This is a genomic window from Bacillus sp. DX3.1, from assembly GCF_030292155.1.
Classification (GTDB): Bacteria; Bacillota; Bacilli; order Bacillales; family Bacillaceae_G; genus Bacillus_A.
Window position 1 is genome coordinate 3,030,996 of the sequence record NZ_CP128153.1, and the last position, 21,478, is coordinate 3,052,473.

Annotated in this window: 20 protein-coding genes and 6 pseudogenes; 11 read left to right on the plus strand and 15 right to left on the minus strand. The window is 34.4% G+C overall.

Annotated features, from left to right (window positions below; genetic code table 11):
- Nucleotides 1–23: 23 nt before the first annotated feature.
- From QRE67_RS15040 to QRE67_RS15050, 3 genes are read right to left on the minus strand one after another with little or no spacing between them, the layout of a single operon-like run.
- Nucleotides 24–596 (minus strand): SGNH/GDSL hydrolase family protein, encoded by a 573-nt coding sequence (locus QRE67_RS15040; RefSeq protein ID WP_286120978.1) that lies wholly within the window; start codon nt 594–596, stop codon nt 24–26.
- Nucleotides 597–617: 21 nt separating this feature from the next.
- Nucleotides 618–1,442, minus strand: coding sequence for an MBL fold metallo-hydrolase (locus QRE67_RS15045; RefSeq protein WP_286120979.1), 825 nt, complete (start codon nt 1,440–1,442; stop codon nt 618–620).
- Between the two features lie 20 nt (nt 1,443–1,462).
- Nucleotides 1,463–2,023, minus strand: coding sequence for a DUF7010 family protein (locus QRE67_RS15050; RefSeq protein WP_286120980.1), 561 nt, complete (start codon nt 2,021–2,023; stop codon nt 1,463–1,465).
- Between the two features lie 617 nt (nt 2,024–2,640).
- Between QRE67_RS15050 and QRE67_RS15055 the strand changes: the two genes are divergently transcribed.
- Nucleotides 2,641–2,850 carry a hypothetical protein gene (locus tag QRE67_RS15055; protein WP_286120981.1) on the plus strand — a complete coding sequence of 70 codons (210 nt, stop codon included), beginning with the start codon at nt 2,641–2,643 and terminating at the stop codon, nt 2,848–2,850.
- A 59-nt stretch (nt 2,851–2,909) separates the two neighbouring features.
- Here the strand turns inward: QRE67_RS15055 and QRE67_RS15060 are convergent.
- Both QRE67_RS15060 and QRE67_RS15065 read right to left on the minus strand, forming a co-directional pair.
- Nucleotides 2,910–3,497: pseudogene (locus QRE67_RS15060) on the minus strand (PhzF family phenazine biosynthesis isomerase); the annotation flags it as partial.
- Between the two features lie 116 nt (nt 3,498–3,613).
- Nucleotides 3,614–4,132, minus strand: a complete 519-nt coding sequence (locus tag QRE67_RS15065; protein ID WP_286125294.1) for an NAD(P)H-dependent oxidoreductase — start codon at nt 4,130–4,132, stop codon at nt 3,614–3,616.
- A gap of 126 nt (nt 4,133–4,258) precedes the next feature.
- On the opposite strand from QRE67_RS15065, the gene QRE67_RS15070 reads away from it, so the two are divergent.
- Both QRE67_RS15070 and iscB read left to right on the plus strand, forming a co-directional pair.
- Nucleotides 4,259–4,582 (plus strand): winged helix-turn-helix transcriptional regulator, encoded by a 324-nt coding sequence (locus QRE67_RS15070; protein ID WP_286120983.1) that lies wholly within the window; start codon nt 4,259–4,261, stop codon nt 4,580–4,582.
- A 239-nt stretch (nt 4,583–4,821) separates the two neighbouring features.
- Entirely contained in the window at nt 4,822–6,069 is a 1,248-nt protein-coding gene (gene iscB, locus QRE67_RS15075; protein WP_286120984.1) for an RNA-guided endonuclease IscB, read from the plus strand.
- A 165-nt stretch (nt 6,070–6,234) separates the two neighbouring features.
- On the opposite strand, the gene QRE67_RS15080 is transcribed toward iscB, so the two are convergent.
- The 5 genes and pseudogenes from QRE67_RS15080 to QRE67_RS15100 all read right to left on the minus strand — a co-directional run bounded on the left by QRE67_RS15080 (nt 6,235) and on the right by QRE67_RS15100 (nt 9,533).
- Nucleotides 6,235–6,900, minus strand: a complete 666-nt coding sequence (locus QRE67_RS15080; protein WP_286120985.1) for an HAD family hydrolase — start codon at nt 6,898–6,900, stop codon at nt 6,235–6,237.
- Between the two features lie 61 nt (nt 6,901–6,961).
- A pseudogene (locus QRE67_RS15085) lies at nt 6,962–7,165 on the minus strand (DUF5360 family protein); the annotation flags it as partial.
- A gap of 154 nt (nt 7,166–7,319) precedes the next feature.
- Nucleotides 7,320–7,607 (minus strand): MazG nucleotide pyrophosphohydrolase domain-containing protein, encoded by a 288-nt coding sequence (locus QRE67_RS15090; protein ID WP_286120986.1) that lies wholly within the window; start codon nt 7,605–7,607, stop codon nt 7,320–7,322.
- 1 nt (nt 7,608) lies between these two features.
- Nucleotides 7,609–8,625: a C45 family autoproteolytic acyltransferase/hydrolase gene (locus tag QRE67_RS15095; RefSeq protein ID WP_286125295.1), complete on the minus strand. Its 1,017-nt coding sequence runs from the start codon at nt 8,623–8,625 to the stop codon at nt 7,609–7,611.
- Nucleotides 8,626–8,687: 62 nt separating this feature from the next.
- Entirely contained in the window at nt 8,688–9,533 is an 846-nt protein-coding gene (locus QRE67_RS15100; RefSeq protein ID WP_286120987.1) for a MerR family transcriptional regulator, read from the minus strand.
- A 245-nt stretch (nt 9,534–9,778) separates the two neighbouring features.
- Between QRE67_RS15100 and QRE67_RS15105 the strand changes: the two genes are divergently transcribed.
- A complete protein-coding gene (locus QRE67_RS15105) occupies nt 9,779–10,069 on the plus strand; it encodes a DUF3784 domain-containing protein (protein WP_286120988.1) in 291 nt (96 codons plus the stop codon).
- A 41-nt stretch (nt 10,070–10,110) separates the two neighbouring features.
- On the opposite strand, the pseudogene QRE67_RS15110 reads toward QRE67_RS15105, so the two are convergent.
- The 3 genes and pseudogenes from QRE67_RS15110 to QRE67_RS15120 all read right to left on the minus strand — a co-directional run.
- Nucleotides 10,111–10,206 (minus strand): annotated as a pseudogene (locus tag QRE67_RS15110) (VOC family protein); the annotation flags it as partial.
- Between the two features lie 379 nt (nt 10,207–10,585).
- Nucleotides 10,586–11,074, minus strand: coding sequence for a DUF1648 domain-containing protein (locus tag QRE67_RS15115; protein ID WP_286120990.1), 489 nt, complete (start codon nt 11,072–11,074; stop codon nt 10,586–10,588).
- 294 nt (nt 11,075–11,368) lie between these two features.
- Nucleotides 11,369–11,560 (minus strand): annotated as a pseudogene (locus QRE67_RS15120) (glyoxalase); the annotation flags it as partial.
- A gap of 181 nt (nt 11,561–11,741) precedes the next feature.
- Here QRE67_RS15120 and QRE67_RS15125 point away from each other — a divergent pair.
- Nucleotides 11,742–12,722 (plus strand): ketoacyl-ACP synthase III, encoded by a 981-nt coding sequence (locus QRE67_RS15125; protein ID WP_286120991.1) that lies wholly within the window; start codon nt 11,742–11,744, stop codon nt 12,720–12,722.
- A 363-nt stretch (nt 12,723–13,085) separates the two neighbouring features.
- Here QRE67_RS15125 and QRE67_RS15130 read toward each other — a convergent pair whose 3' ends face one another.
- The gene (locus tag QRE67_RS15130) at nt 13,086–13,334 is read right to left on the minus strand and encodes a hypothetical protein (protein ID WP_286120992.1); all 249 of its coding nucleotides are present in this window, start codon (nt 13,332–13,334) and stop codon (nt 13,086–13,088) included.
- 327 nt (nt 13,335–13,661) lie between these two features.
- On the opposite strand from QRE67_RS15130, the pseudogene QRE67_RS15135 reads away from it, so the two are divergent.
- From QRE67_RS15135 to QRE67_RS15150, 4 genes and pseudogenes are all read left to right on the plus strand, one after another.
- Nucleotides 13,662–14,087 (plus strand): annotated as a pseudogene (locus tag QRE67_RS15135) (IS6 family transposase).
- A gap of 286 nt (nt 14,088–14,373) precedes the next feature.
- Nucleotides 14,374–14,850 carry a DUF2975 domain-containing protein gene (locus tag QRE67_RS15140; RefSeq protein WP_286120994.1) on the plus strand — a complete coding sequence of 159 codons (477 nt, stop codon included), beginning with the start codon at nt 14,374–14,376 and terminating at the stop codon, nt 14,848–14,850.
- 10 nt (nt 14,851–14,860) lie between these two features.
- Nucleotides 14,861–15,082 carry a helix-turn-helix domain-containing protein gene (locus QRE67_RS15145; protein ID WP_286120995.1) on the plus strand — a complete coding sequence of 74 codons (222 nt, stop codon included), beginning with the start codon at nt 14,861–14,863 and terminating at the stop codon, nt 15,080–15,082.
- Nucleotides 15,083–15,192: 110 nt separating this feature from the next.
- Complete coding sequence (locus QRE67_RS15150; protein WP_286120996.1) at nt 15,193–15,984, plus strand: DUF817 domain-containing protein; 792 nt, start codon at nt 15,193–15,195, stop codon at nt 15,982–15,984.
- A gap of 744 nt (nt 15,985–16,728) precedes the next feature.
- Here QRE67_RS15150 and colA read toward each other — a convergent pair.
- Nucleotides 16,729–19,617 carry a collagenase ColA gene (gene colA / locus QRE67_RS15155; RefSeq protein ID WP_286120997.1) on the minus strand — a complete coding sequence of 963 codons (2,889 nt, stop codon included), beginning with the start codon at nt 19,615–19,617 and terminating at the stop codon, nt 16,729–16,731.
- Nucleotides 19,618–20,724: 1,107 nt separating this feature from the next.
- On the opposite strand from colA, the gene QRE67_RS15160 reads away from it, so the two are divergent.
- Together QRE67_RS15160 and QRE67_RS28695 are read left to right on the plus strand one after the other, a co-directional pair.
- Nucleotides 20,725–21,153, plus strand: coding sequence for a hypothetical protein (locus QRE67_RS15160; protein WP_286120998.1), 429 nt, complete (start codon nt 20,725–20,727; stop codon nt 21,151–21,153).
- Between the two features lie 29 nt (nt 21,154–21,182).
- A pseudogene (locus tag QRE67_RS28695) lies at nt 21,183–21,305 on the plus strand (hypothetical protein); the annotation flags it as partial.
- Nucleotides 21,306–21,478: the final 173 nt, after the last annotated feature.

The window sequence follows — 21,478 nt, forward strand, 5'->3', positions numbered from 1 at the left end:
CATACGGTTATATAATTGTTACTCTAGAAACTATGTATTTCCTTCAACTTATTTCCTATTAATTCAGATGAATATTCATAACCAGCTATACTAAAATGCAGCCCATCACGGTCTTCATTATCTACAAACTTCTTATAATCTGATTCTCGAAACATGTGAGAATACAAATCTAGAAAATGGCTTCCAGTTTGTTCTGCTACTTCTTCCATTGCCTTCGCATACTGTTTTAAGACCTCATTTCTTCTTGCGTGCTGCCTTTCCTCATCTACTGGTGCTGGACTAATAAGTAGTACTTTTTCTGGTGAAACTGTCCTTACAAACTCTTCTAAATTTTCTTTATATACTTGTAGTGATACTTGATCAAAAGACACTGCATCATTTGTACCAAAAAAGACAGTTACAAATGTTGGCTTATAAGATAATACATCTTCTTCTATTCTTTGCAAAGCATCACACGTATTATCACCAGGAACCCCGGCGTTTATCACCTTCCAATTTGGAAATAAAGCTTGTAATCTCGGTGTTAATCGATATGTTCCATCCCAAAATGTCTCATCAGCTGTAATACTATCTCCAAAACATACTAATGTTTTCATCGTTTTCCTCCGGTAATTTTCTTATGTATGAAACAACTTTCCTTCCAACGCTGCAATATAACGTTCTGCTGACCGTTGAACAGCTTCATTCGCATCATTTTTTACCATTCGATGAAATGCATTATATAAGCGATTGAACGGTAGTGTTTTCACTTTTCCCGCCATCTCTTCTACTTTTCTTGCAGGTAATGGAATGAGATTTGGATAGCTGTACATAAAACTTACCCAGTACTGATCAGCCACAACTTGAATGATATCACCTGTTAATAAAATTCCTTTTCTATCATTTCCTTGTTCCCAATGTAAAACTGAGCCACCTTTAAAATGTCCACCTAAACGATGTACAGTTAACCCCTCAGCTAATTGCAATGACTCACCCGTCCAAAAAACAATACGCTTACTTGGACGCATTACCCATTGTTGGTCATCCTTATGTATATAGATTGGTACATCAAATCTTTCTGCCCATTCTACTTGTGTAGAATAATAGTGTGGGTGGGATAATGCGATAGCATGCAGTCCACCTAAAGATTCTACTTCCCGAATTGTTTCTTCGTCTAAGTATGAGATACAATCCCATAACAAATTAAATGATTCCGTTTGTACGAAATAAGCCGTTTGACCAATCGCAAATTCTGGTTTTGTTGTAATGCTATGTAACCCTTTTTCTTCCTCTATCACTGCATTTTTATATGTACTACCTTCTTGTAATTGCTCTAATGTTGTCCATGATTGGCCTTTTGGGTTTATATATTGTCTTTCCTCATTGCAAATTACACAATTTACTGGTTCTTCTACACTCGCTGCATATTGTACACCACACGTCATACAAACATAATTCCCCATAAAAATTCCCACATCCCTATTTACTGTTCAATTTCATTCTGATGTGTTACTATACTCTTATTTTCCAGTGATAAACTCACAAGTGTTACAAGATAGACAATTGTAATCGCAATTGGTGTTGCAACATACCCTTTCTCAGCAAAAAAAATCCCGCAGACGGATGCCGCTACAATCGTACCAATCGACAACAAACCATAACTCTTACTATCATATATCCAAACATATGGTAAAAAATGAACACCTACTAATACCGCAACTGTAAATGGTAACCACTCTGGCATTTGAAAATACATTAACAATACAAGCGGAATATTTAGAACATTCATCGCGCCAATTACACCGCCTAAAGCTCCCATCGGATTCCCTTTTGCAAACATATCAATTTTTAATAATGCTGCTAACATTAAACCAAATGGAAAAACACATCCCATTCCAATTAAATATACCCACACTGTTTGCTTCTCTTCTAATAATATCCCTGTCACACTAGCAATAATCCAAAATACAAAACCAGCTAATACGACTGGAATCCCCTTTTTCGTTTTTCGTGCTAAATCTCTTTTTGCGTCGATAACGTTCATCTTTCTCCCCCATAATATTACTATGATTTGTAGTATATTCATTTCACTTTGTTAATCTTTTAAAATAAAATATTATAAAAAAGTGAAAATTAATGTGCAACAACATTATTATTTGACATACAAATGAAAACCCCTCTAAAAATCTTTATATTAAAAGCATTTAATTATCATTTCATAATTATATAAATCCATTTTGATTTTTCGACATATAAGCCGCGGCTATGGATAACAAAAGGTGACCTGCACTCGTTTTCTCTCTTTGTTTTCACTTCGCTTGGGGCAGGAAAAGGATCTGACCGCTTCTATGCATGCGCCGGATGCTCTCTCTCCCACCTAAAAAGAAGGGTTTTATGTCGTTTTTTAAATTTGTATTTATATAACTAAGACATATTCACAATTTGAATACGTCTTAATTAACAAAACTTTCCATACCAAATATTTCTCTAAATAATAACGTACAAGTTCCAAATCGCACAAAAAAACTTCTTAAATTAGTGGGATTACGTAATAATGCTTTCTTGTAGCAAGTAAAAGCAAAAACGAATAAAAGCTTTTACTTTTTACAAACAAGGGAATGATATAAACGACTAATTAAAACATTATAGGAGGACATATACATGAAGCCCGATTTTTTACAAGCTGTAAATAAAGCGATCGGTAATATGGAACATATACACATCGAGGAAAGCGGAGCAGATAGCTTACTTATTCATCATGATGATGTACAACAGCTAGAGAAGGTTGCTGAGGTGCTGGAAAACAAGCAATTTCATTCTGTAATTAGGCAAAATGAAAACACATCCTTTATTGAAGTTACAAATAGATGAAAAAGAGATTCTGCTAAAAAAGTTCGGTAGCGTACCGAACTTTTTTTTGTGTAATAACCTTAAAAAGAAATCTGAAACTCCTCTACATACACAGCATTTCCAGAAATCTCAATTTGTAATGGGTCATCTTTCTTATTCTTTGTTACATATACAGTAACGCGACCATCTTTATCAATTTCTTGTCCTTGTTCAATGATTAATTTCATTTCACTATCAAAATTTTGTTTCAGAAATGTAGCATAATAAGCTCCCATCACTCCAGACGCGGTTCCTGTCACTGGATCTTCTATCGTTCCAGAATAAGGTGATGAGAAATGACGTCCGTGCATATGCGCTAAATTATCATACGTCTCTAAACAAAATGGATGAATAGATGCCTTTGGTATTTCTTTTAGAATAGATGGAAATTCTTTATTATTTGGTTTCATTTTCCGGCATGCTTCCAATGTTTTAATCGGTACTAGTAAAGTCCAGATCCCAGTATTACCATATATAATTGGCAAACTCTCATCTAAGTCATTGACATGAAGACCAATTAAGTGAGCTAAGTCTTTACGAGAACCGTAAAACATTTGAAATTGTGGCGCTACTTGTCTCATCTTTATGTATGGTTCACCATTATCATTTACATCTCTTTTTATTGGTAAGTTTCACTTTGTGTTTTTGGGTTTTTATTCCATTTAATTAATTGTTAATTTAATTAATTAATCAAAAATAACCCGATACCTATAAAAGTCAGGTTATTTTTGATTATATATAAAGATTATTTATTACTCATAACATATGTAACATACTGGGCTGCACTTTTTTCAATGTCTTCATTCTTTAGTTGATACTCTGCCCCATATAAAGTAAATGTAGGTATAAACTTCATACCAGTGTATAGACAAGTGGCTTGAAATGGTTTTGTTAGTTCGTTCATAGTAAGCCCGGCTTGATACTGAGTTTCTAATCCTCCTACGGAAATCGCCAAACCAAATTCTTTATCACGTACTTTATCTCCTGTAGAACCATACGCAAAACCATACGTCAGTACATCATCAAACCATTTCTTTAGTAATGGTGGTGAACTATACCAATAGAACGGAAATTGAAATATGTAACGATCATGTTCTAATAATAGCCTTTGCTCATAATCAATATCAAATTCCCAATTAGGAGATGTTTTATACAATTCATGTACTGTTATCTCATCAGAATATTTTTCTAATTCTTCTACCCATCTTTTATTAATTCGTGATTTTTCAATATCAGGATGTGCTACAATTACAAGTGTCTTCATCAATTACCTTCCCCCTTATAAATAAATGAAATCCTTTAATATTAGTATGTGTTAGTTACATATAATTGAAAAGTACGTACTTTAAGGTGCTATAGGAACCTTGAAGTACCTATGGAGGTGTATAAAATGAATCAGAATAATAACTTCCCTATTTCTACTACTCTTGAGGTCATCGGCGGAAAATGGAAGACTAATATTTTATGTATTCTAATGACCGGAAAGAAACGGACAAATGAACTGAAACGTGCTATTCCAGATATTACACAAAAAGTTCTGACGCAGCAGCTACGGCAACTTGAAACTGATGGTATTATCCATCGTATTGTATATCAAGAAGTTCCACCAAAAGTTGAGTATGTAATAAGTGAATACGGAAAGTCTTTAATTCAAATTATGAATGAGATGTGCGAGTGGGGAAAAGATCATCAAGGTCAACTACCCACCACTTAAACGCTAACGCGTTTTGAAGTGGGGGCTTGTAAAGAGCCTTGGTTGTCTAGCCTCAGTCTTTTGTGGGCTACGTTCGTAGGCTGCATACCCAAGAATGATTCCCTAGTTTTTGGCTCTATGGTGGCGCTGTAACAGTTCTGATTGGGAAGGAACGGTCAACCACAAGCCTTCTTTTATAAGAAGTTGCCAACACCTACAAACATTGGCGAAGGGAAACAAACTCTTAGGAGGGACAAAGCATGCGTGTATTTGTCAAGAATTTACGAGGAGAACCGCTTATGCCTTGCAGTACTCGTAAGGCACGGCTTCTTCTCAAACAAGGGAAAGCAAAAATTATAGGTTACACACCGTTTACCATTCAATTGCAATATGCGACTGGTGAAACAGTACAACCTGTTACAATCGGTGTCGATAGCGGTGCAAAATATGTGGGGATCGCAATTACAACAGAGGAAAAAGTACTAATCAAAGGAACCATTGAATTACGTCAGGATGTGAAAGAGAACCTTACTCTTAGAGCCACATTACGTAGAAGCCGAAGACAACGTAAAACCCGTTACCGAAAAGCGCGCTTTCTCAATCGAAAAAAGAAAGAGGGCTGGCTTCCACCATCGATTCAAAGCCGAACCGATAACATCATTCATTGGATTGAAACATTCAAATTACTATTACCTTCTCCAAAAGTCATTGTAGAAGTTGGCAAGTTTGATGTACAAAAACTAAAGAACCCTGATATACAAGGGAAAGCGTATCAACAAGGAGACGCATTTGGCTTTTGGAATACAAGATACTATGTGTTTGCGAGAGACCATTATACATGTCAAATCTGTAAGAAAAAAGGTGGCATTTTGCACACGCACCATATAATTGAGCGACATAAGGGTGGTTCAGATATGGCAGAGAACCTCGTGACAGTACATGAAGATTGCCATGAAAAATTCCATCAAGGAAAAATTAAGCACATTTTTAAGGAACCAAAACAGTATAAAGAGACCACCTTTATGAATATTTTGCGGCTTCAAATCATGAAGCGTTTAGATTGTGAGATCACGTATGGCAGTTACACAACACCGAAGCGAAAAGAATTAAGATTATCAAAAACACACTATAATGATGCCATTGCGATTACCAATCCGAAACAATTACAAGAATATCAGCAAAGTGGTGAGTTTCGCATCAAACAATTTAGAAAGAAAAAGCGTTCTCTTCATGAAGCAACTGCAAGAAAAGGAAGAAAAACGAAAAATAGAACAGCGAAAAGAAATAATAAAAATACACCGTATGTAGGCACAACGTATCTAGGTGATAAGGTGAAAGCGTTTGGACAAATAGGATTCGTGACAGGATTTACAGGGAAGATGGTGTATGTGCAAGATTTGGACGGCCATTATATACAAAATCCTGCTAAATCTTATAAACAAGTGAATATATCGGATATTGAATGTATACACCACAATCATAATTGGTTATTCTTACAAGTCAGTTAGGCGATGCCTAACCGAAATTTATCCCCACTTTATCGCTTGGCTATCGCCGGTCACGCGCTTGAAGATGGGGACTTCTTTCGGGAAGTACGTTAAAAAACCAACAAAATAGAAAAAACTTGGCATATAGCCAAGCTTTTTCTATTTATATACTCTCTAGACTCTACTTCAATCTTCAAAAATAAACCTCTCAAACTCTTTCACGCTCTCAAAATAATAATCTGATTCCTCTTTCATCTGCTTTCTAATTTTCGGAATATGATGGGACCAACCTGCTGCAGCAAATGTAACGTTACAGCTCTTCGCCATCTCCAATGCTGGCTTTAAATCATCTAACACAATGACGTCATCCTCATGTAGATTAAACATAGACAGAATTTTTTTCACCGGATATGGATGCGGCTTTCTTTGATTCTCTTCTAACTCCCATCCAAACACTGCATCAGGAACGAACCCACAGTGTTTTTCATAATCTCTCTTAATACGACTACTCTCAGAATGTGAAACAACCGTTACAATTCCACCTTGTTCTTTGAACTCCTGTACCATTTCTACAAATCCCTCATAGAAATCTGGAATTGTCGACTCTGTATACTTCTTCCAAACCATTTGTTGATGTTCCTGTTCTTCCGGAGTAAAACCAATAATATCTTTACACAGGCTCATAAAACCTGGATAAAAACAATACGAAACAAACTCTTCTAATGATAGCGTTTTTTCATCTGGTCTTAAGTTTTGCAACGCTTCAACAAAGGATGGGTAATGTATATCCGGCGTGCTTTTCACCGCTGTATCATCGTGATCTAATATTAAACATTTATATTTTAAGTTCATCCTCTTCCTCCACTACTATCATTTATACTAAGTTATTATCTCGATTCTATAATCTCATTTATTATCGCACGCTTTCCCTGTACCATCCACATTCTTTCCAAATACCTTTTAAGAAAAAACACGGATAAATTAATAAATACAAATTAGGAATCCACCAAGAAACATCAAAATCTAAACGAATTGTCCAAAATGCTATAGCTTGTAGGCCTGAACAAAAAGTTAAGATTAATGATATGAAAGCGAATTGGCTCCATGAATTTTTTTGTGCTTCATTTTACAGAAGGTCCAAAAAGTGGACTTCTTCCAGATGAAAATGCCGCGAAAAAATTTCGAAAACTATTACATTTAAATCTATAAATTGAAAAGCACGGATAATACCTCCGTGCTTTTCAATCAACTACTCTATTTAAACAAAACTCTTACCACTCACGATCTTCATTGATTTTCATCTTCTCTTGAAACGCTTTTTCTAAATCGATATCTAATTTATTTGCTAAATCACATAGATTCCAAATGACATCAAACATCTCTAAACCTATTTCCCTTCTTGCCTCTTCATTCTCTCTATCATTTCGTTTTAGTATCGCTTCTGTTAATTCGCCTAGTTCTGCCATCAAATACATTGTGCGTGTTTCAATTGATGTATTCTCAAATCCTTTTTCCTTACTAAAATTCGATACATATTGCTGAAATTCAGAAAGATTCACTTTATATCCCCTTTTCCTTTTTATGAACTTCTTCTAGTAACCTTTTATCCTCTTTGTATTTACAACGGTTCGGTTGCCCTTCCGCACGATTAATTCTTAAATCATTCAACTCATATATAACCGAATACAGCGTACCAAAATTATATTTTTTCAAATTTAAGCAAACATATTCTTTACTATTAGATAAAATACGCTGGGCAATCTCTTGATTAAGGTATGGATTTCTTCTTAATTGCTCTTCCATATACGTGTATCTATTTTGAGATTTGCTCCAATCATTGTTCATATTTTGTTGTAAAGCTATCATCTCTTCGCTTACAAAATGATTTGCACATACAATGAAATGTTCATTTTCTTTTGGTCTACGCACAACCATGTTTTGTGGTGCCTTTTCTACAACAGCCATGTTTCCTGAATGATCTGCTAATAAGTAATTATTACATATCGAGGACGGAAATTCTCTTAAAATATGTATTGCCTCTTCTATCGTACTTGCATTTTCTAATATTTTGCGAACTGCCACATAAAAATTCAATCCCGCTTCTTTACATTCACTTTGTACAAGTGTAATAGCTACGGCAAGTCCTTGTTCATTTATCCCATCTACTTTCCCTAGAAATACATCCGAATGTCCCACATAGCAATATTTATCTACCGGGCAAATTAATGAACTTTCTGTAAATTGTTTCAGGTCAAAAATCAAATCGTAGTTTCTTCCCATAATTACTTCTGATCCGTTATACGAGGCAAATATACTACATTGTGCTTGTGATTCGAAAACACCGATACTCAGTAAAAAAGAACTTACTTGCTCATATGTTACATGACACCCTTCGGCAAACCCTTGTATTTCTTCAATTAATTCTGGATAAAAATCCTTTAATAATGCGTTACTTTGTTTTCCAAAAGCTAATTTTTCTTGTGAAACCTCTGGAAAACGAAATCCATTTTTATATAGTATACTTGCGTAATGTTTCCCCATTTCATAATGCGTCCCTCGTAGTCTTGGATGATACATATGAACCTCTCCCTTTTCTGTTACTATGGTCATAATAAAGCCTCCTGTAACGGGAGGGTCAATTACGAATAAACTGGGAAACACACTTTTGTTATAAATTTTAAGGGATCACGATTTGTATCTGGTCGAACCTTTTTGTAGTCTAGTTGTTCTGAAACCAACCCCTGTTCATACACTTCGAAAGGAGATCCACTTACTATATATGACCTTTGTTCTATGTAACTTTTTATTTTTATATATGCAGCCCCTAACTCCGAATATGGACCTTTCACAATCACACACACATGTTCTCCACCTTCTAAGTAACGAATATTGTGAAGCGTTACATTTGTTTCTTTTATAGGTATACAAACCTCTAAATCTACTTGCGAATCTTGCTGATAAAATTGGTGAAAAATCGTCATCATCTTTCCATTTGCTTCTAAACCGTATGCATATAACCTTTCAAATAATTTTTTTACAACAAAATCAATCTCCCGTATAGATGTCATTTCGCGAATACCATAAATCAATTGTCTTTCTCGTTGTTCTTCAAAACAGTCCGTTATATTGGAAACGGATAGGAACGGTTGGTTTTGGTTCACATCATGGATAGAGCGATTGATTTCTTTTAAAGTCTGCTGCATTTTCACAATCTTTTTCTCTAATTGTACTGCTTTTCCGCGCAATCGATTCTCTAAATCTAATTCACTCTGATCTTGTATTATTTCTTTAATTTCTTGCAATGTAAAACCAAATCTCTTTAATTTCCCTATATATTTTAATATTTTTATTTGATCATAATCGTAATATCGATATCCCGTCGCAGGATCAATATGTAAAGGTTTTACAAGATGAATTTCATCATAATGATGTAATGCCTTAACTGATACATCACATATTTTCGAGAACTGCCCAACTGTATACACGCTTTATCCCAACCTTTATTTTCATCTTCCTTTAAGTATACTATAAGCAATGCAAATCTATATTTTAATAACCATGAGCTTGCATTAGAATACAGTAAAACCGCTTCAATCATGTACTTACAACTTGTTGGATTCCAGCAGAAATACTATAATTTAAATAAAATAGACATCTTCAAAACAAATACTTTCTCAGACAGCTTATAATGTATGAAATCATTCCTCAAATATTTTTGGGAGGTGTAATTATGACGCTCTTCGCTTCTCCATCGCTAGTATTCTTAGCTATTATTTCTTTCACATTATCTTATTTGATAGGTGTAAAACAATACACTTGGCTCTTGTCTGGATTTAATCAACAGCGTGTAAAAGACAAAGTAAAATTATCAAAAATGATTGGCCTCTATAACTTAGCTGCTGGTGTCGTTGCTACGATTGGCAGTGTCTTTACTACCCCTGACACACAAATAATTATCCCTATTGTTATAATCGGGCACGTCATCCTCGCTGCTTATGTAAATACGAGAATGGTTCATTAGTTTTTTTAAAATAACAAAAAGATAAGCACCTATTTATGTGCTTATCTTTTTTCATGTTCCGCATTCCATTCACTCAAATAAGATGCATATTCAAGCTCATCTGGTTCATCATTTAATACAGAAATAAATTGCCCTTTCTAAATCCCTTACATGTAAATGTGTTTCATATATGTTCTGTATCACCACTCACATTCCTTCCTTGATAGTAACTTAAAAGGCTTTCATACTGATATCTTTTTGTTACTATTAGTATATGAAAAGATATGTCTTTCAACATCCCACTGCTGTATCATCTTTTTTCGTACTTTTTCATACGCAAGTATAAGAAAAAGCCACCCGATCGGACAGCTTTTGTTCACATATATTCATTTCCCCTTATAAAGCGAAACTTTGATCAGCGGGGTTTTCTTTATCCCCCACCTAACTTCTTTGCTTTTGCTGAATTTTGAGGCGGGGGTATTACTGCCCGCGAATAGCGGGACAAAATTAAATATCTAGTTCTCTATAATATTCTGTCTATATACGGCGGAATTGAATTATATACATCACAATTGTTCCTAATAAAATAATGATAAAACTCGGTAAAAACCAAACACCCAATCCTTCCGTCCATCCGAATATAGTCTGAATTTCCAACCATGTACCTAAAGCAAAAAAGAAGATAATTTCAAAATTCAAAGTGGTCAACATTTTTCTTCCTTTTAAATATAATTGTGGTAGCTTTTCTTCCGGCACATTATAAGGATAATTGAATAGATGAGGTGCTTTACATAACATATACAGAAGAAAGAATATAATAAGACCTATGATTGGTAAAATCCATATGCTTTCCTTTCCGTTCCAAGCATCAGGTGTTCCAGACCCATCAAAATGGGATGGTATCTTTTCTGGTAAATCACCCCACATATAAAATACATATAAGAATGTACCGCATAACAAAATAACAGAAAGTATATCTAAAGCTTTCTCGAACTTTGTTTTTGGTATCGATAATCCTAAATTCATACCTCCACCCCCTTAGGTTTATTTTACCATGTATAGTATTTTATGTATATTTTACACAAACCGTTCTGCATACAACATATAAAGGAGGAGTACTATTGAATGATTTCATTAGATCTCTAATAGAAACGATAAAGGTTATAGGATTCTATATTATTGGGGTTATAGTTACTGTCTATATTTTAGAGCCTATTTACAATTTAGCTAATGTGAAGTTTCAAAGGAGTGTATGCTCTAATCATTATAGTATGTTTAAACAAAAGGATGAGGTTGTTTATCTTTCACTACAATCATTTTCTATTGTAAACTAAACAATTGAACAGTTCCTTTCGCATCTAGTTCTATCCGTTTCCTTTTATCAATTTCTATTACTAACGGGTGAACTTCTGCGTCTTTATCAGAAAAGAACCATCGACGTTTTTGTGGCCCTAGCAGTAAAAACGCTCCCTCTTTCCCCATAAAATTAAAGCCTTCACTTAATTCCCTCTGTTCTCTTACTGGGTTACTTTATTAATAAACATTTCAATTTCTCCTTTTCTTTAACATTAATTGTATGAAAAGTGTATCTCACGACCTTTAATTTCACAAACAATTAGACTTTTCATTTAAATTGGTATTAAGTATTAATAACAAGTGTTAAAATAAAAGAAAATGGAAAGGTGGAATTTAAATGAATTCAAAAGCAAGGATCACAGCGGTCGGAACTTATGTCCCAAATAAAGTGTTATCCAATGAGGATTTATCACACCTTGTGGAAACGACAGATGAATGGATTGTGCAACGAACTGGCATGCATGAACGAAGAATTACTTCTTCAGATGAATTTTCCACAACATTATGTATCCGCGCCGTTCAAAATTTAATTGATCGCTTTCACGTTTCTATTCATGACGTTGACTTAGTTATTGTCGCAACCGCTACACCTGATTACATGTTTCCAAATACTGCAAGCCAGGTACAAGCACATTTTGAGATTCCACATACAGGAGCAATCGACCTTAGCGCAGCTTGCGCAGGTTTTGTGTATGGTTTAATTGTTGCAAATGGTCTCATAACTTCCGGGACAAATAAAAAAATACTTGTCATTGGTGCCGAAACACTTTCAAAGATTACAGATTATAGCGATCGTACCACTTGTATTCTATTTGGAGATGGTGCAGGTGCAGCACTCGTAGAATACGATGAAAAAAATCCAAGCTTCCTAGGTTCCCATATGGGATCCAAAGGTTCTGGTGGTATCAACCTATACCAAACTGCCTTGTCAAAAACAATGAATGGTACCCCACTACAAGACACACCGTTTCTCGTACAAAATGGAAGAGCTGTATACAAATGGGCTGTAAACACTGTTCCTCAAGGAATACAAGAATTACTAGAAAAAAACCATCTAGACATTTCAAATATTGATTGGTTTATTCCTCATAGCGTAAATTTAAGAATGCTTGAATCGATATGTGAACGAACTAACATTTCTATTGATCGTACGTTAATGAGTCTTCAATATTGCGGAAATACCTCTGCTGCTTCCATTCCATTAGCACTTGATATTGGACTACAAGAGGAGAAAATTAAAAACGGAGATACATTACTGCTGTATGGATTTGGTGGTGGGCTTGTACATGCTGGTTTGATTTTGAAGTGGAATTTATAAAGGTTTTTCTTTTCAAACCATAATTAAAAGGCTACATAAAAGCTGGATCCAATGTTGCTAAGTTCTAATTACAAAATTCTATATTTATTGCAGAAAATGAATAAGGAAAAGTGATGGATTCTAAAAATTTCGGTATTGGTGGATCTAAGTTACCAGCAGTTGCTGACGGATGGAAAGAGAATAGCTCGGTATTCTCATAAAGTGAAACTTTGATTAGTGAGAGTTTTCTTCATCCCCCACCTAATTTCTTTGCTTCCTGCCGAACGTTGAGGTAGGGGTATTACTGCCCGCGAATAGTAGGATAAATAACAGCTATATTTCAGCAAACAAAAAGAACTGGTTCAAATACCAGCTCTTTTTGTTTTATATAATATTTTTAGCTACAATTTTAAGGTGTTCAGGTGAAATAATTTCTTTTACACTTTCATGAAAATCTTCCTGAAGCATTTCCTCAATATGCTCTAAAGAAACTTCTAACGCTGTACACTCCAAAGTGTCAATATTTAACAAAGAATAATGGTCCTTTTTCTTAATTACTAAATATCGATGCTCTTCTGTGATCAGTAAAGAACCTAATCGAATTCCAAGAATACGACAATCATCAAATTTCATATGAGACACTCCCTTTCTTAATTAATTACAACTATCGTTCCAAAACTATCACCTTATCTAAATACTATACCGACTTAACAGTAACAATATTTTTACAAAACGGAATAAATATGTATATATTATAAATTTACCATAATCTATATCTAGTAAATACATAAAAAACCAAAAACATTTAATTTTTATATACTTATGTAAAGATGCACTCACCTTTGTTCGTATTGAATTCCTAATAAATGGTTCTGGTGCAAAAACTTCAGGACAATTGCAAGGAATCTATAAATCTTGGACATACTGATACTATTACTCTAAAAAGGGTGCGTGATTGGTATGGAAAAGGAAAATGTATTCAAATGGAAGCATTACCAGCCTGAGATTATCCTTCTTACAGTGAGATGGTACCTACGGTATAATCTCAGCTTTCGTGATTTGGTGGAAATGATGGAGGAACGGGGCTTATCCATTTCTCATACAACGCTTATGCGTTGGATTCATCAGTATGGTCCTGAATTGGACAAACGAATTCGTCGTCACCTCAAGCAAACCAATGACTCTTGGAGAGTCGATGAAACATATATCAAAGTTAAAGGACAATGGATGTATCAGGTACCGTGCTGTTGATTCGAAAGGAAACACAATCTTCTTTCTGGAGTAGAAGCCATGCATATGATTAAAAAAGAACAGATTGATTTATGGGACCAGTCTGTCCAAAAACAGAAAGAATTCATCCATCAATTGTTTGAACTTGCAGTATAAGATACGATTCTGTTAGGAATATATGCATTTTATTCTCTTTTTGCACCAAAACCTGAAGAAATGTACTCATGCGAACGGAGCAGGTTAGTATGTACAAGTTATAAATTGAATAGTTTTAAAGTTATAGAGCATTCCTTTGTAATGAGGAATGCTTTTTATCTTTGTCTAAAATTAAAAGGATATTTCCATAACAATAAAAATATAATTAAAATAGATAATAATTTATTGTAAAACGATAAAACGAGTGTTAAAATCAAATTTACACTAAATAAGTGAGGTGCTTTTTATGAAACGAGGTTCAACAATCTTTTTAAAAATAGCTGTTTTCCTTATCGGAACACCAGTTCTTGCTTTGTGTATATTTGGCTTACCTTGGTTAGCTAATAATCCAGTAAATCCAGATTATGCCCATATACTATATCCCATTTTAATCATTATGTATGTATCAGTGATACCGTTTTTTGTTGCGTTGTATCAGGCGTTCCGACTTCTAAGCTACATTGACAAGAACAAAGCTTTCTCGGAATTATCTGTAAGAGCTTTAAAAAATATAAAATACTGTGCAATCACAATCAGTATTTTGTATGTGGTAGGCATGCCACTCTTTTATCTCATGGCGGAGATAGACGACGCCCCAGGTATTATATTAATCGGATTGGTCGTTATTTTTGCTTCAATGGTGATTGCAGTCTTTTCAGCTGTTCTTCAAAAGTTATTAAAAGATGCTATAGATATAAAATCAGAAAATGATTTAACGGTCTGAGGTGAATAACATGGCAATTATAATCAATATTGATGTGATGCTGGCTAAAAGGAAAATGAGCGTAACAGAACTTTCGGAGAGGGTTGGAATCACAATGGCTAACCTTTCTATATTGAAAAATGGAAAGGCAAAAGCAATTAGGCTTTCAACTTTAGAGGCAATTTGCAAGGCATTAGAATGTCAACCCGGAGATATTTTAGAATACCGAATTGATGAAGATACCCAAGATTAATAAAGTGAGGATATTTAACATTAAAAGGAAAAGAAAGATTTCTTTTTCAGTTATTTCATAAAAGGAGAGTTACTCATGAATTTAACCATTCAAAAATGGAGGCACAAATTATGAGAGCACTAAAACAACTCGTTCGTTTTGGTTGGGAGCAGGCCCTATCATGTTTGTTTCCTGTCGTTATTTTTGCCTCTTTGGCTTTTACACAATTCATGCCACTTCCCTTCCTACCACGTTATGACTGGCTGCTCATCATCTGCCTTCTGATGCAGTGGTGGATGGTGCGTTCTGGGCTTGAAACACGGGATGAACTAAAGGTTATCACATTGTTCCACCTTATTGGACTTGCTCTTGAACTTTTTAAGGTACATATGGGCTCCTGGTCTTATCCAGAGGAAGGATATTTCAAAATTTTTGGAGTGCCTTTGTATAGCGGATTCATGTACGCAAGTGTTGCGAGTTATCTTTGCCAGGCGTGGAGAAGGTTAAAGATTGAACTGGTTAGGTGGCCACCGTTTTTGGTAGTTGTACCTCTCGCAGCTGCGATTTATTTAAATTTTTTCACCCACCATTATTGGATTGATGTTCGTTGGTGGTTATCTGGACTTGTAATTATCGTCTTTTGGCAATCATGGGTCACATACGAGGTTGATGGAACTCGTTACCGTATGCCACTCGCACTTTCTTTTGTGCTCATCGGATTTTTTATATGGATAGCCGAAAATATCGCAACATTCTTTGGAGCTTGGGAATATCCAAACCAAACCGATGCATGGAGTCTCGTTCATCTAGGAAAGGTAAGTTCATGGCTCTTATTAGTCATTGTTAGCTTTCTTATAGTAGCGACGTTAAAGCAGGTTAAGGGGAAAAATTCCACTAGGATAGGTGCTAGTCAATTTTTATAACTGTTAAGAACCTTTTTTTAGGTTGAAGTTCTCCTAGCGTACAAAATTCCGAATAAGATAAATTGGAAAAAGCAACGTTCAAATTGTTGCTTTTTTCTTTATAAATAGCTTTTGATAATACTGCTGGAATGCATTTATTAGGGGTTCTTGTGAAAATATTCACTTAAACTATAGGATAGCTTTAGTTCAACAGGCTAAATAAAAAATCGATTCCTATATGGTACAGGAAATCAGTTTTTTTATACGATAAAACTTCCTTAGCGTTGTAAATTCGCATTTTCCTGACGATACCCCATCACCATCAAGCTAAGGTTTTCATATACCACATGCCCATCAAGCTAAGGTCTTGAAGTACCCCCTAAACGAAAAAATTGTACATTTTCACCTGGAGATGCCAATTTTCTCGCCTTGGGGTATTTTCTTTTCTTAGCTTGATTGCGATGTGGCGGTACCCCGTTATTACATTTTATAATCAAGAACGTTTTCAAAAAAACTTCACGGCCTTTTCCAGATAGAATATCGGGAAAAGGCCGTGTTATAAAACTCTTTTTATTGTTGTCTACTTGACGGGGAGATGACCACAGGAACTATCAAAGATTCTTCGTCTGTTTAACCTCTTACAGTGAAATGGACGAAAGAAAACATTACAAGATAGACTCCTTAAAAAACAACCATCATATCGTATATCTATACAATGAAAAATTTCAAATAAAAATTTAAATTTACATATGCATTAGAATAGATTTATTTTACTAATAATGAATATGTTCCCTTTCTATTTTCCTCTTCAAAAAATGCAACTACGTAATACTTCCCAGGTTTCGCTTCAAATTTCCCTTTTATATTATTTCCATCCGCTTGACCTGTAGCGACAGGGTTTCCTAGCTCTGATTCGTGAAACACATCCCACTTTATCCCAATTTGTTGTTCATCTATAACAGAAATATCTACTTCTTTTGGAGATGTGACATTGAATGTGTACATATACGCCATATTAGGCATATCCATATTTCCTTTGAAAAGCTTGTTAAAACGAATTACCTTTGCACTGTCAAATCCATGACCTGCTGGCTCATCCTTTTTTACAGTAACCGTTGTTTGTCCTCGGCCTACTTTTCCTTTATTATCTTTCACTGTTAGCTTTGCAGTATATGTCCCCTCTTTTCCATATACATGAGTAGGATTTGCTTCTGTACTTGTTGTACCATCCCCAAAATCCCAGAGATAAGAAACAATTTTTCCACCTGTGCTTTCTGTACCATCGCTATGAAACTCAACTTTTTCATTTAACATCTCATTGTACGGTCCATTCATGTTTACTTTAATCGTCTGTTTTTCTTCTTCTCCCGTTGCAACACCATGGAATACAACATCGTATTCAAATTGATTTTTCGCATTAACACGATGATTCACAAAATACGCTGTAACTGTTTTATAGCCGCTCCATTCTTTTTGCGCTAACTGTTCTAAAGATTGATTGATTTGCTTGCTCATCGCTTTCCAATCCTCAGATTCTCCTTTTGTTACGCCGCCTGTATATGTTCCTTCTAATGTAAACGTATCAAAGAATTGAGACTTATGCTTTGTCATTGTTGTATCTTTTATATGTGCTACATCTTCAATTTCTTTCCTTACATCAGCTAGTGGCTTTGGTGCATGTTCAGCTAAATAATCATCTGATACTTGTGGGGTATTATATGTATCTTGATTAGCAATTAATTGTTTCATATATTCTTGGTATTCTTTATTTAAATTTGGATCCTTACTTAAAGCTTCACGACATGCATCATAACTCTTCACATCATTTGCGCGAATTAAATCTTGAATCTTATCGAAAGTTTCAAATTGATGAGTATATAAGTAAGACTGCAGTGCAAAAGAATAATTATAAAAGTCCCATGATCCATATTTCGAAAATAATGTTCGTTCTGCTGTATAGCGTTCCGCAGGATTAGATGATAATCCTTTAATTACACTTTTGCGCGGAACAACGTTATTCGTACGAGTAGATCCCGCAAAAAATTCTGCATTTCCTTCATCAAACCAAGTCATACGTTCATTTTGATATAATTCTCCTTGTCCCCATGATCCTGGAACTTCGTATCTTGCCTGTAAATAGTGTGTAAATTCATGACGGAACAATTCTTCTAAAGTATAGCTACTTTGCTGCGGTGTACGTTCATATGTAAAGAACGTTCCTTTTCCTTCAATGTAAATGCCACCATTATTCGTGTCATATCCATATAATTGGCTATTTCGTTTATATTCATCTGGATTATTATAAATGACTATTGTCAGTACATCATCAGCTTTCCCTGCTTCTAACGCTGCATCGTTTCCAATTACACGATGATATTGCGCTTTTACTTCTTTAGCAGCCCAGTACAGTCTCTTAACCTTTTCTTCCGTTACTTTATCTCCTGTTTTAAATACGATAGAACCGTCATCGAATGTATACGTTTTTGGTAAGTACTGCTGTTGACCTTCTTCACGGATTTTCTTTAAATCTACTGTATTTCCATTATAATCTTTTCCATCATAGCTTGTTGAAATTTGCTCTACTGCATTAAAATAAGCTTCACTTAAACGAGGATACATATGCATTGCTTGTGTAAGTACTTCTAAAGGTTTATTTGGATTACTATGGAATTTCCCTAAACGGCCAGCATAATACACACCATTATTAATTAACCAACTATTTTCTGGTGTTACATGATTCAGAAGAGCCATTCGACTGATTTCATTTATGAAACCATCCATTTTCCCATACCATATTGTTTCATCCGCTTTTTTCCGTGTACCATTCAAGTAAGACTGTATATCATCATCAATCCCTTGTATAAGATTATACAAGGCGTCCCCTTTATTCTTGTCACTTACATACGTAGAAATATTATCGTTATATTGTTTTAATATATTACCTGCATATTGAACTGTTTCAGCATCACAAGAAGCATTTCTAATTAATTTACCGTACGCAGATACCACTTTATCTTGTTTATCTGTACCAAGTTTAAAATTCGGATTTTTTGCAATTGCTTTTAATGCCGGTAAGCATTTATCATGGAAGGTTCGCTCATTTAAATAGTTTAACTCTTTATTATTAAAACCTAAATAAAAACCGCAATATAATACTTCAACAAACGTCTCAATCCCTTTTGTATCATCTTTTGTAAATGTGCTTCCGCGACGACCTAATTCATCAATAATAACCTGTATTCGCTCTTTATTTTGATAAAACACTTTTGTTTCTTGATTAAATTGAGATAAATCTGTAATTTGATCCCAACTAACATTTGCCAATGTATCAATTAATTCGTCATCACTCATTCTATTCAGCTCTGCCACAGAATACTTTTGCTGAAATTGTTTTGCCGCTGCTCGTTTCACGACCGGAGTCGGACGTTGTGAAAAATCGCCTACTTTTAAACGTTCTTCATAAGACAATGTTTCGTCTACTTTTGTAGAATGTGCAATTTCATCTGTTGAAGTTTCTATCCCAATTGGTTTCTTTTGTAACACATTATAAGGTGTATTTTCTTCCGCTGATACTTGTGTTTGAATACTTCCAAATGATAAGGCCACTGTACTAATACCCAGCATCATTTGAGTAAATTTTGATTTCTTGTTCATAACATTTCCTCCGTTTAAAAGTTTCATAAAACAACATGCTATCATGATAAATTAATATAAAGTAATTCATATTACTTCTTTGCATATTTCTATACACAGGAATACCATATCAAAAAGAACATGATACCTTTTGGTGCAATTTAAACACAAAAAGCACTCTAATGAGTGTCGAGTGAGTGCTTTTTACGGTTTAACTTGAATACGCTAAAGGATAAACATTTTGTAAATCATTTGAGCCTGTTATAAAATATTTGATCCTATAGATTTAGTGTGGACAGGTTCATTGTAATAACATAAATCCACAATATTATATCTGTGTGAGAATCTACCAAAGTAATAATAGAGATTTCTATATGCTAGTAATAATGAAACTGAGCTTAATTTTTCTGTTTTTTACTTAGATGTAAGAGTTAATAAAATACCTACTGGATAATCATATGTTTTTCTTAAATTAGATTTATGCAACCTCTCCCTTTCTTTCATCATTTCTACAAGATTATAAAAAATGAAATTATACTGTACATTGCTTATACTTTTTACTTCAGATTAAAATAAAAACACCTTCGATATACTTATCTTAGTATATATATATTTCAATTTGCTTTCATAAATGTTACAAAAGTCTTTCAAAGGTCTGACTTCTTTCCTGATGAAACTAATAAACAAAAAGGGAAACCTGCATGTTCATTATCTTTATAGCTACTTTTTAAGTTATATATATATAGATTATTTATTAATATGTAATATTGCATATTAGGGTCACCTGTAGCTTTATAATAAAGTTTGATTAAAAATACTTCTCAAACCTATATAGGGGTCCCACCCCACATCCATCAAGTTAAGATTCCATAATGCCCCCAAAACAAGATTTTTGTACATTTTTACCCCAGAGCTATCAATTTTACTGTTTTGGGGGTATTTCTTTTTGTTAGCTTGATAGCGATGTGGTACTACCCCAAAAATGTTAAAACGCGCGTTCCCTATATTATGGTATAATTTGAAGTGGTTGACAGTTACTCATCTATGTTCTACGCTAACGGGTTGGGAATGACAATTCATTCCCCTGCTGACGACTGACGAAATCGAGACTTTTTGGGGGATGATCTTATGAAAAAGATAATTGGATTAAGTTTTATTCTATTTGCTAGTATCACATTATCCGGATGTTCCGGTATGATAGAAAATTCTTTAGATTCAAGTGATAGAGCTGATTATGAAATTGCTACTAAACAAGATACTGGAAACGGAAGTATTGAATTATTAACACCAACAATTACAACAAAAGATAATCAATTAGAATTTATAACTGATGGAATTGATGAAAATAAAATGACCTTTATCGTTGTTGCCAATAAAAAAGTATTTGAACAAAAAATAAAAAATGATGAATCCTACAAACTTAACATTAAGGGTATCAAAGATGCTCATAGGACGGACTACAAGCCAAAAGTTCAACTTATGCAAACTAAAGATGATACTGAAAATGGAGACATAGTAACCTTTAAACAAGTTAGATATACAGTTGAAAAAGATTAGTTTTATAGTTATTTAATTCCCATCCTATTAAAGAATTATTGAAACATCTTTCTCCATTAGGATGGGAACACATTAATTTTCTAGGAGAATACCGATTTAGTAAAAAAGAAATTGCATCATTAGACTCTCTACGATCACTACAAACAACTTAACAGTAAGAAGCTGCTTATTCCCTTAGCGTACCGGAAATCGGCTTTTTCTTTATGAAATTTTGCTTAGCGTTGTAAATCCGCATTTTCCTGACGCTACCCCATGCCCATCAACTTAAGAATGGAAACAAAATGAACTTTCGTTCATATGAATTAAAAAACGCTTAAAATATTTT